The organism is Symploca atlantica LB2515 (assembly GCF_052546295.1).
The window spans coordinates 489,831-506,575 of record NZ_JBQWMT010000001.1 but is presented as its reverse complement, the minus strand read 5'-3'; the positions used below and the strand labels follow the sequence as shown (position 1 = coordinate 506,575).

The following is a 16,745-nucleotide window of genomic DNA, read 5'->3' as shown; positions in this document are numbered from 1 at the left end:
TTGAAAGCTTTTGAACAAAGGAGGTGAGATAAAAGATGGGTAGAACGCTTGAAAACAAAAAGCAAGTGGTTGCTGACCTCAAGGAACTCTTGAGTGATGCTCAGCTAGCTATTGTCATTGACTACCAAGGGCTAACTGTTGCCGAAATTACAGACTTACGGAATCGTCTGCGCGCGACAGGCACCACTTGCAAGGTGACAAAAAACACACTGATGCGGCATGCGATCCAGGAAGATGAAAACTGGCAACCGATGACAGAATTCCTCTCCGGCGCGTCAGCATTCATGCTGGTGAAAGATGACATTGGTGGTGCGATCCGGGCTTACCAAGAGTTCCAGAAGGTCACTAAGAAGACGGATTTTCGCGGCGGCGTGATGCAAGGTCGCGCCTTAAGTCAAGAACAGGTTAAAGCGATCGCTGACTTGCCGTCGAAGGAAGAACTAATTGCCCAAATTGCGGGTGCAATTAATTCCTTGGCAACCAAACTTGCCGTCGGCATCAACGAAGTACCAACTTCACTGGGTCGCAGTATCAACGAAGTACCAGCTTCCCTTGGTCGCTGTATCCAGGCGGTTGCTCAACAGAAAGAAGGCAACGACTAACACGATGCTCCTAGTTTCTTTACCAGCTGGCAAAAGAAAAAGTTAGGCATCTAGTTTCTTCCGTCCGCCCTAGCGTGGACTAACTAACCAATTAACCTCAAAGGAGTTTATCAATGTCTGCTACAACCGACGAAATTCTCGAAAAACTCAAATCACTGACCTTACTCGAAGCCTCTGAGCTAGTTACGCAAATTGAAGAAACCTTCGGCGTTAGTGCTGCGGCTCCTGCTGGCGGTATGATGATGATGGCTCCTGGCGCTGCTGCCGGTGGCGCTCCCGCTGAAGAAGTAGAAGAAAAAACTGAATTTGACCTCGTGTTGGAAGATGTTCCTGCCGATAAGAAGATTGCCATCCTTAAAGTAGTGCGGACACTGACAGGATTGGGTCTCAAGGAAGCCAAAGATTTGGTGGAATCTGCTCCTAAGCCAGTTAAAGAAGCTATCTCTAAAGAGGCGGCAGAAGAAGCTAAGAAGCAAATTGAAGAAGCTGGTGGTAAAGCTAGCGTGAAGTAAGAGGAATACTCTGAGTAACTGACAGTTCCCCTCTGATAAACCCCTATTCCCTACAAGGAAGAGGGGTTTATTGCTAATCCGTTGCTCTAAGAAGTTGAGTTTATTTCAAATCAGCTTCCCAAACGGCAATGTAGATGCGATTTTGGTCATTGCGTTGAATTACGCCTCGGAGACGACCGCCTCGACCACTAGTAAACTCGTACTTCCTAGCTTGACCCTGATATACGGCTTCTAGTCCCTGCTCAATGTCTTCCGAGGCATTATTATTGAGCATCTGATCCAGAGTCTGTGATATTGTCTCAAGCCCGACAGATGGGGAAAAGGTCGCTTCACTTTGGCGCAAACGCCCGGAACTAGGGTCAAACAGATATCCTAGACTTACCTGATTTGGTACGTACTCCTCGTAAAGTAGGGCGCGGGTATTCCATAAGCCTCTGGAGGCTTTCGTGGGATTGCCTAAAGCATATTCCACAGAATCTTTCTGTGTTCCCGGTGCAAAGCCAGGAATTTTTTGAGAAGGATTAGAATTTGGGTTGTTTCTTGGCGGTGTTGGAATCAGAGAAGGCTCTGATGAAGATGATTGCTCTGGGATCGTTTGTGGTCTTCGGTCGAAGGAATCGCTTGGAGATTGGGAGATATTCGGCAAAGAGGCTTGATCTGTGGATTCTTCTGGCAGTTGTGAGCTATCCGGCGCGGGGAATTGGTTTGTAGGTTCTTCAGTCGGTTGTGAGCTATCCGGCAAAGAGGCTTGATCTGCGGGTTCTTCAGGTTCACTGGGAAGTGTGGGGGAAGAGGATGGTACAGCAAGAGGTGCTTCCGAGATTGGCTCAGAAGAGGCAGAAATTGGACTAGAAGTTTCAGGAGAACGACTTAACCCCAAGACAACTGCCACCGCTGTGATCAACAAACCAGCTGCGAGCAGAGAGCCGATAATTATTGGCTGACGCCCACTTTCTTTCTTGTTGGGACTTGTGTTCAGGGGAACGGTGCGCCCAGAACCAGAAATGGGTTTTTGGGCTGGTGGAGTGGAAGGGTTTCTCAAGGGTAGTGAACCTTTGGGGGAAACCGCCACAGTATCTATCTGGGAAACAGAAGCGTCCGACTGTAGAGCATTCAGCATTGCTTGAGCAGTGGCAAAGCGATCGCTCTGATGGGAGCGAATCGACTGATCTAAGACCATTGCTAAGTTAGAGTGAAGGTTTGGGGCATGCTGACGCCACAAAATTTCGCCCGTGCGGAGATCTGTTTCCAACTCTTGAGGCAATTTGCCTGTGAGCAAAAACACTGCTGTGAGCCCTAAACTGTATAAATCGCTAGCATATGTTGGGCGTCCTGCTGCTTGCTCACTGGGCATAAATCCGGGCGTGCCAATCACCATTGATTGGGTGGAGTTGCCTTGGGAGTTCACTACCGTACTCATCGCTTCTTTCACGGCACCAAAGTCAATTAGTATTGGTAATTTATCCCGTTGCCGGATAATAATGTTGTCTGGCTTGAGGTCTCGATGAACTATACGGCGACTGTGGACATAATCGAGTACTGGCAACAGACTGAGGAGTATCTCTCTCACCTCACCCTCAGAAACTCTGGCCTTGTTCTCTACCTTTTTGGTCAAAGTTTCACCTTCAATCCACTCCTGCACCAGGTAGAATTGCCCTCCTTCGGAAAAGTAGGCATATAACCGAGGAATTTGAGAGTTTCCTTCCCCCAACTCTTCTAGAACAGCCGCTTCTCGTTGGAATCGCTCTTGCACCTTTTGGTAAACTTCTGGGTTATGGGTTAAGGGCTTAAGTTGCTTGATCACGCATCGGCGTCTCGAAGGCATGTAACTATCTTCGGCAAGAAAGGTATTACCGAAACCACCAGAAGCGAGCGTCTGGAGTACACAATAACGGTTATTTAGTAGCGTTGGTGTCATCAGCAATTTGGCAATAGATCTCTAGCCGCCTCCAAGTCACAACCACTCAAACTTAGTTAGGCTTAAGTGGCACTGAACGGTTGTTGGGCTTTTAGTCGGCAGCCACTGGCACTGAAGTTTTCTGTCCATTGAAACCTAGTGCCTCCGTCCTGGTTTGGGGATGCTCCAAATGATTGATATAGTTAGTATCTATAACATTAACAATTTTTTATATCAAACCCCTTAGAGACAAGAGTCAGTTATTCTTTGGTAATCAAATAGAAATCAACCCCTGTTTTAGTTTAAATGTCCTAGCTAGGTGAGAATTAGTAATGTCAGATTCATCTTCCGACCAGCAAAAAACTCGAAAAGCATCTTTAGATTTTGATGAATGGATTGCAGTTATTGTCGCCTTTACAACTATTGGGATGATTCTCTATTGGGCGATGGGCAAAAAAAATGACTGGCTTAACCTCCCCAATTGGCAACGGCTATCATCTCCATCAACCTCTGCACCGATACAACCGCTAGTTGTCCAACCAACTACTCCCACAGGCACCGTGATCTCACCTGAGACTGTTACCACTCCGACACGTACAACTAGCGAATTCTCATCACCAAGAGTCCCGGCTAGCCCTAGCCCAAATACGAGGATCTTGCCATTACCTCTAATTAAAACCAGTCCTAACCTCACAGCGGGTCAACTTTCATCACCTGAGGCTACTACTGGCACTTTAGAGCTGCCCAAAACACAAGTTGTACCAGAAAAGACTCCTTTGCCTTTAACACCTCCCACAGCTACCCCTACTTCAGCTGTGAAATTTTCTGATGTTCCTGATAGTTACTGGGCAAGTCCTTTTATTCAATCTCTTGCCGCTACCTACATGGTAGCTGGTTTTCCTGATGGCACCTTTAAGCCTAACCAACCACTAACACGAGCACAATTAGCAGTTCAACTGGAAAAAGTATTTGACCAAGAAAGTAAGCTCAACGCAACAAATTTTCAGGACGTCACTAATGATTTTTGGGCTTCCAATTCCATTAAAGAAGTCTCCAAGAGTGGATTTTTAAGAGGGTATCCGGGAGATGTTTTTCGCCCCGAACAACCAGTCTCTCGCTTACAAGTCTTAATTGCTCTCGCTAGTGGTTTAGAACTCAAACCACCAGCAACGCCCGCCAAAACCATAGAGATTTTCCAAGACAGAGAGCAAGTTCCTCAGTGGGCAATTCCTAAGATAGCAGCAGCCACGGAAGCTGGTATTGTGGTCAACCATCCTAACCGAGAATTGCTTAACCCAAATCAAACTGCGACTCGTGCTGAGGTAGCTGCAATGGTTTATCAAGCTTTAGTAAAATTAGGCAAGGCAGAAAATCGCTCTTCTGAGTATGTCGTTTCTCCTCCCAAAAATAACTGAATAATTACTTCAAATCCAGTAAACCTTTTTCTTTCAATTTAGGATTGAAGCGAATTTCTGTGTTCACCCCGCGAGATTTTAGTTGCTCTAAGATTTGAGTTTCGACTCTTCTGGATATTTTTTTCAGTAGTTTAATTTGTGTTATCTCATCGATTCTTTCGTAACTAGATTTTTCTTCCTCAGTCATCGTCAATTTAGCATCTATTGGCTGATTCCAGGCAGTTTCTTCTGAACTATTGCCAGGGGGTGTCGCACCATTTTCTTCAATCCAGGCTTCTCGAATGTTCTCTAATCGGCTACGGTTAGGGCGATCAATGGTTTCTACCTTTAGCCAATAACAAGATTGAGGCTGACGGATTAGGTATTGCTTGAGACTCAAATAAACGTCGCGAGAATAGCCTACTAGTTGCAGTTTCTTATCTTGATTAAAAATTGCGTATACGCCGATTTTGCCTTGCAGATTTTCAGGTAAATTGCCAGATTTATCAATATAAGAAATATTCTCTAAATCAGCGAGAGAGGGAATTTCTGTTTGAGTTGTCATCAGTTAATTGGTCAAGAATTTTATAGCAATTGACGATAGATGGCGCAGAGGCGGCTTGGTTTAAAGATTTTAGCTTGGAACATGAAGTTAGGCGGCACGTTAATAATTACGTACTCGTCAGATGTGTGATATTGCTCATACTCAACTGGCATACCTTTAGGGGTAGAAGTTGTGTAAGGAACCGGCTGAAAAAGTAATTCTGTAAACTCAACTTCCTGGCAGGGTACTTGTCTAGCTACTTGATTGAGGAAGTTTTCACTAGTTAACAAGCTAAATAACTGCTGGCGGGCTTCCGGATCAAGAAAAAAACTGCTGTCGAAATTGTTAATTATCTTTAATCGAGCCATTTTCAAGGACAGTTTTTACTTATTCACAACTGAAGGTGATTATACCTGAGGATAAGTTCGTTTAATCAGTTCGTTGATAATCTGTAGTTTTTGTTCTTAATAGTAGATGACTTATCATATCTGTTAGTCTCTAGAGTTCAAGTATATGATAAGCCAATTAAAAATATTGCCGTGCCTTGCTGCCTAGATGATACGGCTCAACGACACAGTTTAATTCTGTCTTTCTCTAATTTTATCCCTTTCTCCATGACAATCTCGATCAACACTGTCAACCTTTTCTTGAGCTTTACATTGCTCATAGACCATTTGCGCCACTGAATAATTGGGAAGTTGAGCCTCTTTTTCTAAAGCTTTTTGAAAAAAATCTAGACCTTCTTGTGGTTTGTCCTGCTTGACAAAAATTTGCGCTTTCAGGTATAGAAGCTCTGGGTTATTTGGCGTCAAAGCTAAAGCTCGATTGACAAATTCCATTGCTTCTGGATATTTTTTTAAATCCCGATAGCCAACGGCAATACCTCGATAAGCCAAGTAAGAAGGTGAACCATACGTTTCTAATTTTTTAACTGCTTGGGTTGGGTCAGAAAAAGGTAAATTAACAGCCAACATCAAATCCATATAGCCTGAAATTAAGTTCAATTCCGGGTCGTTAGGATCAATTTTTTTCGCTTCGTCTAGATTTTGGAAAACTTTTTGCAATTTGCTCAGGGTGCTGAGGGGTCCTTGCTTTTCAAAGTCGTAAGCGCCTTCTAAAAAATGACCAACTGCTGTGTAAAGATGACCACGCAATGGGTCAGTATCTATCATTTGCTCGGCAGTTTTTCGAGTTTTGGAGGCATATTTGTTAAGGTTTTCCCAATTATTTTCAGTGTAAGCCAGAGATGCCAGCATCGCGTAAACGAGAGGTTCACTTGCCTCGGCTGATTCTGCTTCCTTAAGGTAGAGCTTGGCTTGTTGGTAGTTTCCCTCCTTAAAGATAGACTCGAAAGCGGCTTGGGTGTTATCGCCGATTTGGTGAGGTTCCGTGGTGCGAAAGGGATCTGCTCCGAAGGTGGGCGTTGTCCACACACCAAGGAGCAAAGTAGCTATACTGGCGAAAGCTTTTGCTGTTCGTTTTGCTGAAGGAAACCAAGTTATCATTGTCATCCTTACCAAAAATTATGCTCCCTAAAGTCTGACGTTGCAGTTGATTTCAGGTTCCAAGGCTTGACACTCCCATAAACCAACCTGGAGAATCAATGTTTATTTTGTCAGAATTGAGGGAAATTAATCGAGTACTTTAGTGGCTTCTACCAAGCTAGGTTAACCAAGCCCTTTTCTTTATCTAGACCTTGATGTTGTATCTTAAAGACCTGACCTATCACCCGCCTGCAACTCCCATCCCGATTTTAAAAAATATCAAGCTGGAAATTGCTCCCCAACAAATAGGGCTAGTGATTGGTCCTTCTGGCTCTGGCAAAACCACCCTACTGGAAATTTTAGCAGGGTTAGCACAGCCGACAAGTGGTAACATCTACTGGGGAGAGCAAGAACTGACCAGCGAACAACTGCAACAGTTGGGGGGGTTAGTGTTTCAGTTCCCAGAAAGGCATTTTTGTGGCGGTACGATTTTGGAAGAGTTGCGCTTAGGACATCCAGAGTTAGGTTCCGGGAAGGTTCACGAAGCTTTGAATGAAGTTGGACTCTCTAGTCTTTCCCTCCATCAAGCACCCCAATCCCTCAGTGGTGGCCAGCAGCGACGCCTTGCTCTGGCAGTGCAACTGATTCGGCAACCTAGTATTCTGATGTTGGATGAACCGACGGCAGGTCTAGATTGGTCAATGCGACGACAGTTAGTAAGTCTTCTAGGAAAGCTTAAGGCTCATTGGACTTTGTTGGTTGTCACTCACGATGCTGGCGATTTATTGGAAATTGCTGATCAGTGTTGGACCATTAACCACGGACAACTACAAACTGTCGAAGCCGCTACGCTGGGAAAAAAAGCAGTCCTGTCACAATTGGGTTGAAGGGAAAGCAGGTTGAAAATTGAAATCCCATCGAAAATCCAAAACCTGTCATGAGGGGAGCGAACGGAGCCAAAATTGAGTGACCAATGAATGACCAATAAGCAAAAATTTTTAATGCTGCCAGAAATGAACCAGTTTTGGCAGCAAACACTTAACTGGCAACCAGATACAGCACAACAGGAACTTTTTCAGCGTCTTTATGAAGGGGTTTTGTGGGGTAACGACCAGTTTAATTTAACTCGAATCACTGCACCAGAGGATTTTTGGGAAAAGCATTTGTGGGATTCTTTGCGGGGAGTAATGCCAAGATTGCCATCTTTGAGTTCACAGCAGAGGGTAATTGATATTGGTACTGGTGCAGGATTTCCCGGATTACCAGTTGCGATCGCATTTCCTGAAAGTCAGCTTATCTTACTCGATGCTACCCGCAAAAAAATCAATTTTTTGGAAACATTAGTAACCCAGTTGGGTATTGAGAACGCTACTCCTATTGTGGGTAGAGCAGAAGCAATTGGGCAAAAACCACAGCATCGAGGAACGTATGATATTGCTTTAGTTCGCGCCGTTGGGTCAGCATCTGTTTGTGCAGAATACGCTTTGCCACTGCTGAAAACCGGGGGTTTAGCTGTACTTTATCGAGGTCATTGGACACAAGAAGAAACAGACTCTTTGCAACTAGAAGTCGAACATTTAGGTGGAGTAATTGAATCAATTGAGCAATTTACAACACCATTGAGCAATAGCGTACGTCATTGCCTTTATTTGCGGAATAGTTAATGGTTGATTGCCGCTACGCGTGTTACTAGAAAATCGAAAATTGAGCTTTTACATCAAGAGTTGACTAATAGCATCTATTTTTCATTTTCAATTTACAATTTGCAATACCTATCTTTATCAGCAATCATTTTAGCTGGAGGGCAGAGTTCCCGCATGGGTAGGGATAAAGCCTTGATTGCTTTCCAAGGTATAACTTTACTAGGACGGGTTGCTCAAGTTGCTCTCAATTGCACTGAGGAAGTCTATGTTGTCACCCCCTGGCCAGAACGCTACCAGGACATCTTACCGGATGCCTGCCATTTAATTGAGGAAGTCTCTTTACCAGGGCAAGGCCCCTTGATAGGATTTGCTCAAGGACTAGCTTACATGAAAACAGATTGGGTGCTCCTACTGGCATGTGATCTTCCGCAACTACAGGTTGAAGTTTTGCAAACTTGGGTAACTAGATTGGAGGAGACTACAGAAGAGTATATTGCCTTGCTACCCCGACAAACTAAAGGTTGGGAACCTCTGTGCGGTTTCTATCGACGCCGATGTTTGCCGATACTTAATGAGTTTATCAACCAGGGGGGACGGTCTTTTCAGCGCTGGTTAGCAGAACAGCCTGTGCAGGAATTGCCCGTAAATGATGCCCAAGTATTATTTAATTGCAATACTCCAGCAGAATTGGATTTATTGAACAGGGAAAATTGAGCTTTAACACCATAATCTGGCTTATATCCTCAATTTCTAAGAGCAGTTTTAAATGATTCATGAAAAAGTTTAACTACAAATGGACACAGATACACACAGACGAAATAGTTAGCTCTCACGATTCATCGAGGATTGCTATATCATCTAATATCGATTACCCATTTTTATTACTTATTCAACCGCTAAGGCGGTTAGCATACCAGATTCAGGACACACTCCATCGCATCCCGTAGACAATTAAACTGGTCAAGTTGCTTGCGAATCCGAACAGAATACTGAGGTAATTTCAGGGTCAAGAAAATTAATAAAGGTTAGAGTTTTTTAGGTAGAGTTTTTTCCTAGACAGCCGATTTTGCTAAGAACTGTTCAAAAATTTGTATAAATCCAATCGCTCCTTGAATTAGAGGCCAACCTACTAAACAAATTAATACTGCTGTACGATTCCTGATATCTAAGCCTTCTTGCACCGCCACAATTACTGTTAGCAAACTCCAAATAGCTAAAACCAATTCTATGGGTCGCCCTAGCAAGGGAATCAGTGTCAAAAAATTTAGCACCTGGGGAGCATAAGCAAAACCAATTGGACTCAATAAATCTCTGTAAGTTGGGTCAATTTGCTTTAACCGCTGCCCAATTTTGAAAATAGTGAAAGTCCAAAAATAATAGCCTGTCACTACACTAAGAGTATCAATTATAAGTGCCAATATCAGGATAGGAAAAGGTGCTCGATTAAGTAATAAGATGAGTCCACTACCTAAAGCATGAGATAAAGCTGCCAAGATGACAATGGTCAAGGCTCTCTGATGCGTTTTAGGAGTATTACAAGCATCTTCATAAAAATTGCTATTCAAACTGAGTGCCTTACAAAGCGTTGTCTGCAGTTTTCTTGGTTGATTTTTCGCCACTCAGACTGCTCCCCTAATGCTTCAGGTAGGTGACAGCTCCTCTAGGAGATGATTCTATAGAACAAGCCACAACAACTACAACCAAATGTTATACCTATCCGAGCAGAAAAATCTGCAATGATGTTTAAATGCTTCAGTTAATCCAGCGGATACTCTTGTGGTTCCGGGGTGGAACCTTAAATCTGTTACTTTTGGCAGGATTAATACTCCTGGCTTGGGGAGTCTTCGCGCCGGTAGGAACTCTCATCTGGTGGCTGAGTCAAGATTCTGAGAGTCTTAATTTGAGGAGAAGTCGCTCCCATAGCTTACCTTCTGACGAAAACTCTCATTCTGTTACTCAATCCTCAGAGATCAATTGCTACGTTGTCTTTCTGACAGGAGTAGGGGATTTTTCAGCTAATCAATTAGCTCCTGGAGAGGAAATATTTGTAGACCGTTTAGTTGAACAACATCCCAACTGTGTGGCAGTTAGAGACGTTTTTCCTTACTCGGCAGCAAATGAGAGTTTGGGGGGTCGGCGATTGCTGGCTCCCCTGTGGCGTGCCGCAGAAGAGGCTAGTGGTTGGCTAGAAAACGCCGATATTCTGATCAAAATTCGTAATCTCTGGCGATTTGCCATCTCTGTAGACAGTCGCTACGGCCCTGTTTATAACGAAGGAATTGCGATCGCTATTGTGGATCGGATGAATGCCGCACAGCCAATGTCAAACTCTCAAGATTCACCTCTCAAGCTGATTCTGATTGGCACTAGTGGTGGTGCACAGGTGGCTCTCGGTGCAGCGCCGTATCTTAATAGCTGGCTGGATGTTGAGCTAATTGTAGTTTCTATCGGGGGTGATTTTGCCGGCACGAATGGTTTTAAGGCAGCAGATCACATCTACCACCTACAAGGTCGTCGAGACTGGATTGAAGATATCAGCAGGATGATATTTCCAGGACGCTGGCCCTGGACGATTGGTTCGCCATTTAATCAAGCTCGTCAGCAAGGTCGCTATACCGTTCTCGTCAGTGGCCCTCATGGCCATGATGGATCTACAGGCTATTTTGGGAGAGATTCAGTGGGTAATAATGGCACTACTTATGTAGATCTAACGCTGCAAAAAGTTAATCAACTGCCAATTTGGTCGAATCAAAAATAGCTGGATAGACCTGAATATTAGCAATCAATTTTGCTGTGAGAGGTAAGGAAGAAAACTTCAGCGGGCAAAGTATTGAGCAGTACAACCTATCGCGCACTTATGAATAGAGTATTTTTCCTGGTATTTAGGCTTTAAATACTAGGAAAAATCAGTAAAAATACTGTTTTAAACTTATTTTTTGCTGACTATAACTAAAAGGTAGATAAACCAACAGACATAAATTCTTATTTATGGCTTTTAAGTTAAGTTAGTAAGCCACCATGAAACAGGATAATTGTTTCTCATTTGCTAGATATATTTAGTTGAATTTATATTAGAAAAATATGGTGTTTATTCCAGGTTTGCATCAGCAAAAACTTGGTTTGAGTTTTGCTGTAATTTTTTCTTCAACTTGTCTATCTAAGTACAAAAAATATCAGTTATTTATTTATAGCCTGGTTTTTTTTTGATGCTGCCCATGGGTGCAGTAAAGGCGATGAGTAATGATTTAAAGTTTCCTGAACAATTTCAACACTGTACTTCAAACTGCTTAGAATTAAATAAAGCAATTTCTTCTCTTGTAAATCATGAAAAAAATCAAGCTGATAGCAGTACTGAAGACTCCTCATCTCAGCTATACCATCCTTCAGAATCATCACCTATTTTGATAGCTGCCCCAGAAAACTTTAATCCAGGGCTTAGGCTACCTCCAGAACCACCACCGTTACCAGACTCTCAAGAACCTGTTAGCCCAGTATTTTTCCTAGAAAGTACTACAACAGAGTTCCGCAATGATCACAACAACTTTGACCAAAGCAATCTATTTATTGAACAAACAGCTCAATTCCGCTTACGCAATAACAGCATAATTAGACTAAAAACAGGCTTCAATTTTTTTGAGAACTCAGAAGTAGATTCCGTTACTAATATTCCAGTTCAAATTGGCTGGGAAGGAAAACTTGACAAAGTGACCCTAGAATTAGCAGGTGGAGTTGATATCTTTGATCGTTTACCAACTGCTCTCAATTTGAAAGCTAGGGCAGAGGTTCCTCTGGCAGTAAATCTTACTCCAGAGGGTGAATTGCAATCAGGAGTTATTGTTTCAGCTACAGTAGAACAAAGACCTTACAAATTTAATGCTGAAACCTTAGACAATCAGATTACAGCTTGGCGGTTCGGACCAAATATCTATTGGCAAATTGACCGAAATACTAGTCTGTTTTCCTTTGTAAGATTAGGTCTTTACAATGACGGTAATCAAGAGTGGCAGTCTTTTAGTAGAGTAGAGCGTAAATTGGGTCAGTTTTCCGTAGCTGCTAACTTATTTACTTGGAACTATCAAGAAGACTTAGAGACAGAAAGCGGTTATTTTTCGCCATCAGATTTCCTTGTTTACAATGCTGAAGTTGCTTGGCAGGGGAATGTCTTTGAGTTTCTTAGTTGTCGCTTAGCAGCAACATTGGGAAGACAGCGACTAGAAGGAGAAGTTGATAATGCTAATAGTTATCAAGCTCTCTGTACAGCTAAGTTATCACCCAAGGTAGAGGCAGACTTGGGATATACCTACACTAATGTCCTCAACCAAGATAGTAGGGACATTGAATACAACAATCAATCGCTTACAGGGCGGCTGCGATTCAAATTTTAGAACTTTTTTAGTTGTTGGCGTTAGCCGGAGAACAAATGTGGGAATTCTAAGATTGAGCTGTTCAGTCATCCCCTCTGCGGCAAACATGCACTGGGACGACTAAACCGGATTAGAGATGCCACGGGATATTTACTCATCAGGAGTTGCGGCAATGCATTTTAACTTTGAGCCACCCCCGAAAAAATTATCTATTTTAGTCTGTGTGGGAGGACTAGCTACTGCAGCTTTAGCGATCGCAGGTTTGGAATATTGGTCAAATCACCTTGCTCGAACTACTGCTTTACCTAAGTCTAAGATCTCTACTACCCAGACAATTACTTCCAAACCAGAAGCTGAGTCAAAGACTACAGCTAAAACACTCCAGCAAGAAGCCTATTTCCAGCGCTTGGCTAAACTAGACGGACAATCTGTACAGTTGCCAGGTTTAAGAGTTACTCAACAAGAACTCCAAGCTAGTAAGACTCCTTATCTTCCCTCTAAAGCCACAAAGTTAACTACTGCAGAATTAGCAGTTGCTCGTCAAGCTTGGCAATACTTTAGACCTCTTGCAAAAGTCCAGTAAAAAAGAGATAAATAGGTCAGTATGAGGGAAAATAATGACCTATGAAAAGGTGAAAGACCTAAAACCCCAAGAGTTCAAACGCCTTTGTGGAGTTAGAAAAGAGACGTTTGCTAAGATGGTTGAGTTAGTGGAAACAAATGAAAAACAGAAGATAAAAACCGGAAGACCGTCCAAATTAAGTCCAGAAAATCAAGTATTGATGACGCTCGAATACTTACGAGAGTACAGAACTTACTTTCATATCGGTCAACATTGGGGACTTAACGAATCAACAGTATATCGAATAATTCGTAAAATAGAAAATATTTTAATCAAGTCAAAAGAATTAAGGATTCCGGGAAAGAAACAACTATTGAAATCGGGAAACCCAATAGAGATAGCAGTTATCGATGTAACTGAAACTCCCCTGGAGCGTCCTCAAAAAAACAGAAAAAGTTCTACAGTGGCAAGAAAAAAAAGCACACTTTAAAATCTCAACTTATCGTTGAAAAAAACAGCAAAGAGATTATCTGTATTGCATGCGGCAAGGGTAAAGAACACGACTTTAAGTTGTTTAAACGGAGTAAAACCAATCTAAAGACAGAGATACAGTGTCTCGGAGATCGAGGATATCAGGGAATAGCGAAAATCCACAAACAAAGTCGGATACCCCATAAAAAACCCAAGAAGAGCAAACTATCAAAAGAACAAAAAAAAGAGAATCATAAATTAGCTTCAGAGAGGATAGTGATTGAACATGTTTACCGTCGCCTCAAAATATTTAGAATTTTATCCGAGCGATATCGCAACAGAAGAAAAAGGTTTGGTTTACGCTTTAATTTAATTGCAGGCATCTATAATTACGAACTTCGTTTGAACTCAAATTAGTTAGCTGCCGCTACTTTTGCAAGAGGTCTTTTGAGAAAAACTGGAATAATCAAACTGGCTTGGTAAACTCTGTTGATGATTTTGCCTCAGTAACACTCTGGGATCAGGGTGCTGCGATCGCGGCCCTAGTTAGTGCTAAAGAACTAGGAATTATACCAGCAGCGGAATTTCAAACTAAGATGAGCCAAACATTAAAAACTTTGGCAAAACTTCCTCTCTACAAAGGAGAATTACCCAATAAAGTTTACAATTCTCAAACCTTAATTCCGGTTGACTATGGACAACTCAATGAAAAGAAAGAAATTGGTTGGTCAGCCATTGATTTAGGAAGATTAGTGCTATGGCTTAAGATTGTTGGCACTCGCTATCCTGAGTTTAAGGAACAGACAGAAGCCGTTTGGGAAAGTTGGGATGTAGAGCGTTTGACCAAAAATGGTCAGATGTACGGCACGGCTGTAGTTAATGGCAAGGAGCAATATAATCAAGAAGGGCGCTTAGGCTACGAAAATTATGCAGCTTTTGGACTAAAACTATGGGGCTTGGAAGTTAAACAAGCACTAGATTTTCAAGATAAAGTAGCTTTTGTCAATCTTTACGACGTAGGCGTTCCCTATGATATCCGTGACTATCATAATTCTGAGGCTAATAATTATGTCCTCAGCGAACCATATTTTTTAGATGGCATTGAAACTGGATTTCAATCCTTACCCAAAGCCTATGCAGATCGTATTCTAGCAGCCCAGGAAGCCCGTTACCAAGCAACTAAACAACTAACTGCCATTACAGAAGATAATCTAGATCGTCCTCCCTACTTCGTTTACAACACGTTATTTGCCAATGGTAAACCTTGGGCAACAATTACAGACACGCGCGATAATCATAACAACTTGCGGTTTATTAGCACTAAAGCAGCAATTGGTTGGCATGTAATCTACGACACTGATTACACTCGAAAATTGTTTGATTTTGTTACTAATAATTTGAAAACAGATGATGGTTGGTACAACGGGTTTTATGAAGTCTTAAAAGAACCCAATAAATCATTAACTGCTAATAATAATGGTGTCATTCTAGAAAGTTTATTTTATAAGCAAATTGGTAAACCTCTCACTGTCTGGGCAGGGGTAAAACTGCCACAATCTTAACTCCTGATTTCTCAAAATCATGTATCAACAATACACACCTAAGTATTTAAGGCTAATTGCCTTATCACTTGCTGGGGCAGTCTTGCCATTATTCTTTTATTTACCAGAGCAGACTCTTGCTCAAGTACCAATTAATCTAGCAACAACTTGTGCCAAAATCACTGCACCTTTAACATCAGAAGAGAAAGCCTACGCTAGCACTGCTTGGCAATATTTTGTCAATAATTATCAGTCAGAAACAGGCTTCACTAATTCCGTTGGTGGCTATCCTTCCGGCACCCTCTGGGATATGGGCAATTACTTGATGGCCCTCAACACAGCGCGGCAGCTCAACTTAATTGATCAAGGAGAATTTGACTCCCGACTCAACTTATTTTTAACCAGTCTAATGGGACTTAGACAGATTTCAAGCCCAAACAAAGCCCAAAGCAGCTTTGTGAGCAAAGAATACGTCCCGATTGTGGTTCAACCACTCCATAAAACGGAAAGACATCGCTGTCCGAAACGCCTCTAATGCTTCAGTAAAGGTGTTTAAAGGTTTCGATGCCCAACGCCGTCTTAATCCTCCGGTTAAAGTGTGCCATAAAATAAATGTATAGGCACAAAACACAAGCATGAAATGTCTTATCAGGCTTCTATAATCTCTGACTTGATATTCAGATAAACCCAACCAGCCTTTGGCTTCCCGATAGAAAACTTCTACCCAATTTCTTTGAGAGTAGGTAGTTACTATCCAATCGGCTGTGGCTTTTGTTGATTCAACATTGGTAATAAAATAGTCAACATCACTAGCTTGGTCGAAGGTTGAGGCATTCATGACGATAGCAATTGTTCTCTTTCCTTCAAGCTGTGAGAGTTCAACTTCTACAGGAGCCACCCAAACGGTTTTCAGTTTATCTAGATTGATTTGAACAGGGGTAAAATCTTTTGGCGACAAGGATTCGGCTAACTTATCTAGGCGAATCTCTTCTCGTTGACTTATCCCTATTTCAATTATCACCTTACGGTTTTTGGCTAATCCTCCTATATACTTGAGTTTCCTTTTTTCCAGTTCCAGCAAAAACGTTGTGTTATTTCCATACCCAGCATCAATTAATACGATACCCGGTCGATATCCTCTGTTCATGCTGCGGTCAATTAATGCTAAGCCTAACTCCGGCTTTTTCTGGAATTCAATATCTTTTTTTCCTTCAGCTAAAGAACTAGCGTGTTGAGATAACTCTATATCTAACGGTAGGCTTTTTTTCCCATCATATAGATGAGTTGTTACCACTACTATTCCGTTGTCTGTCTTCCCGATTTCTCCAATGTACTGTCGTCCTACTCCCGCCGTGAAATTGCCACTTTTCCTATGTCCTGAGTCATCTACAATTAACGTGAATCCTCTACTTATTCGGGTTGGGCTACACTGATTCATCACCAGTAGACGCCGCTCATTTACCTGTTGAGCATTCCAGGGGGCTTCCGTTAAAAAATGATGTAATCGGTGGTAAGTCACTCCCACCGCGTTATCCGCCATTTGAGACAGGTTTTTTCCTTCACTTTCCCCTAATAATCCCCCAATATAGTTCCTAAACTCCCTTTTTTGCGCTTGATGTCTCCAGACATCATCAAAGCGTTTGCACCATCTATCGAAGCAAGGAGGCATGGCGGCGGGGGTTGTCTCTTTCCTGTCTTACACTCTAATGTCAAATGGCTGCCATGCCTAAA

At 42.4% G+C, this 16,745-nt stretch carries 17 protein-coding genes and 1 pseudogene; 12 read left to right on the top strand and 6 right to left on the bottom strand.

Annotated features, from left to right (window positions below):
- The first annotated feature begins 35 nt into the window (after positions 1-35).
- A complete protein-coding gene (gene rplJ, locus ACT7WV_RS02130; protein ID WP_445101316.1) occupies positions 36-602 on the top strand; it encodes a 50S ribosomal protein L10 in 567 nt (188 codons plus the stop codon).
- A gap of 113 nt (positions 603-715) precedes the next feature.
- Positions 716-1,114: a 50S ribosomal protein L7/L12 gene (rplL, locus tag ACT7WV_RS02125; protein ID WP_445101315.1), complete on the top strand. Its 399-nt coding sequence runs from the start codon at positions 716-718 to the stop codon at positions 1,112-1,114.
- Positions 1,115-1,214: 100 nt separating this feature from the next.
- Here rplL and ACT7WV_RS02120 read toward each other — a convergent pair whose 3' ends face one another.
- On the bottom strand, positions 1,215-3,032 hold the full coding sequence (locus ACT7WV_RS02120) for a protein kinase domain-containing protein (protein ID WP_445101314.1): 1,818 nt from the start codon (positions 3,030-3,032) through the stop codon (positions 1,215-1,217).
- Positions 3,033-3,343: 311 nt separating this feature from the next.
- Here ACT7WV_RS02120 and ACT7WV_RS02115 point away from each other — a divergent pair, with 311 nt between their 5' ends.
- Positions 3,344-4,426, top strand: coding sequence for an S-layer homology domain-containing protein (locus tag ACT7WV_RS02115; RefSeq protein ID WP_445101313.1), 1,083 nt, complete (start codon positions 3,344-3,346; stop codon positions 4,424-4,426).
- A 4-nt stretch (positions 4,427-4,430) separates the two neighbouring features.
- On the opposite strand, the gene ACT7WV_RS02110 is transcribed toward ACT7WV_RS02115, so the two are convergent.
- The 3 genes from ACT7WV_RS02110 to ACT7WV_RS02100 form a co-directional block, all read right to left on the bottom strand.
- Positions 4,431-4,970, bottom strand: coding sequence for a GIY-YIG nuclease family protein (locus ACT7WV_RS02110; RefSeq protein WP_445101312.1), 540 nt, complete (start codon positions 4,968-4,970; stop codon positions 4,431-4,433).
- A gap of 20 nt (positions 4,971-4,990) precedes the next feature.
- The gene (locus ACT7WV_RS02105) at positions 4,991-5,317 is read right to left on the bottom strand and encodes a hypothetical protein (protein WP_445101311.1); all 327 of its coding nucleotides are present in this window, start codon (positions 5,315-5,317) and stop codon (positions 4,991-4,993) included.
- 210 nt (positions 5,318-5,527) lie between these two features.
- The gene (locus tag ACT7WV_RS02100) at positions 5,528-6,460 is read right to left on the bottom strand and encodes a Sll0314/Alr1548 family TPR repeat-containing protein (RefSeq protein ID WP_445101310.1); all 933 of its coding nucleotides are present in this window, start codon (positions 6,458-6,460) and stop codon (positions 5,528-5,530) included.
- 188 nt (positions 6,461-6,648) lie between these two features.
- Here ACT7WV_RS02100 and ACT7WV_RS02095 point away from each other — a divergent pair, with 188 nt between their 5' ends.
- The 3 genes from ACT7WV_RS02095 (at position 6,649) to ACT7WV_RS02085 (ending at position 8,790) form a co-directional block, all read left to right on the top strand.
- On the top strand, positions 6,649-7,320 hold the full coding sequence (locus tag ACT7WV_RS02095; protein ID WP_445101309.1) for an ABC transporter ATP-binding protein: 672 nt from the start codon (positions 6,649-6,651) through the stop codon (positions 7,318-7,320).
- A 90-nt stretch (positions 7,321-7,410) separates the two neighbouring features.
- A complete protein-coding gene (rsmG, locus tag ACT7WV_RS02090; protein ID WP_445101308.1) occupies positions 7,411-8,097 on the top strand; it encodes a 16S rRNA (guanine(527)-N(7))-methyltransferase RsmG in 687 nt (228 codons plus the stop codon).
- 99 nt (positions 8,098-8,196) lie between these two features.
- The gene (locus ACT7WV_RS02085) at positions 8,197-8,790 is read left to right on the top strand and encodes a molybdenum cofactor guanylyltransferase (RefSeq protein WP_445101307.1); all 594 of its coding nucleotides are present in this window, start codon (positions 8,197-8,199) and stop codon (positions 8,788-8,790) included.
- Positions 8,791-9,128: 338 nt separating this feature from the next.
- On the opposite strand, the gene ACT7WV_RS02080 is transcribed toward ACT7WV_RS02085, so the two are convergent.
- Positions 9,129-9,695: a hypothetical protein gene (locus ACT7WV_RS02080; protein WP_463424138.1), complete on the bottom strand. Its 567-nt coding sequence runs from the start codon at positions 9,693-9,695 to the stop codon at positions 9,129-9,131.
- 128 nt (positions 9,696-9,823) lie between these two features.
- On the opposite strand from ACT7WV_RS02080, the gene ACT7WV_RS02075 reads away from it, so the two are divergent.
- From ACT7WV_RS02075 to ACT7WV_RS02050, 6 genes and pseudogenes are all read left to right on the top strand, one after another.
- Positions 9,824-10,834: a hypothetical protein gene (locus tag ACT7WV_RS02075; RefSeq protein WP_445101305.1), complete on the top strand. Its 1,011-nt coding sequence runs from the start codon at positions 9,824-9,826 to the stop codon at positions 10,832-10,834.
- 475 nt (positions 10,835-11,309) lie between these two features.
- Complete coding sequence (locus tag ACT7WV_RS02070) at positions 11,310-12,461, top strand: hypothetical protein (RefSeq protein ID WP_445101304.1); 1,152 nt, start codon at positions 11,310-11,312, stop codon at positions 12,459-12,461.
- A 115-nt stretch (positions 12,462-12,576) separates the two neighbouring features.
- A complete protein-coding gene (locus tag ACT7WV_RS02065; RefSeq protein WP_445101303.1) occupies positions 12,577-13,023 on the top strand; it encodes a hypothetical protein in 447 nt (148 codons plus the stop codon).
- 34 nt (positions 13,024-13,057) lie between these two features.
- Positions 13,058-13,890 (top strand): IS5 family transposase gene (locus tag ACT7WV_RS02060; protein WP_445101302.1). Its coding sequence is split into 2 segments (ribosomal slippage): positions 13,058-13,442 and positions 13,442-13,890, totalling 834 coding nucleotides; the frame shifts between segments, so codons are not numbered across the junction.
- Between the two features lie 29 nt (positions 13,891-13,919).
- Positions 13,920-15,035: pseudogene (locus ACT7WV_RS02055) on the top strand (DUF3131 domain-containing protein); the annotation flags it as partial.
- A gap of 19 nt (positions 15,036-15,054) precedes the next feature.
- Positions 15,055-15,549 carry a DUF3131 domain-containing protein gene (locus ACT7WV_RS02050; RefSeq protein WP_445101301.1) on the top strand — a complete coding sequence of 165 codons (495 nt, stop codon included), beginning with the start codon at positions 15,055-15,057 and terminating at the stop codon, positions 15,547-15,549.
- Here ACT7WV_RS02050 and ACT7WV_RS02045 read toward each other — a convergent pair.
- On the bottom strand, positions 15,442-16,683 hold the full coding sequence (locus ACT7WV_RS02045; RefSeq protein WP_445101212.1) for an IS701 family transposase: 1,242 nt from the start codon (positions 16,681-16,683) through the stop codon (positions 15,442-15,444). The two genes, ACT7WV_RS02050 and ACT7WV_RS02045, sit on opposite strands and share 108 nt — an antisense overlap.
- Positions 16,684-16,745 lie beyond the last annotated feature (62 nt).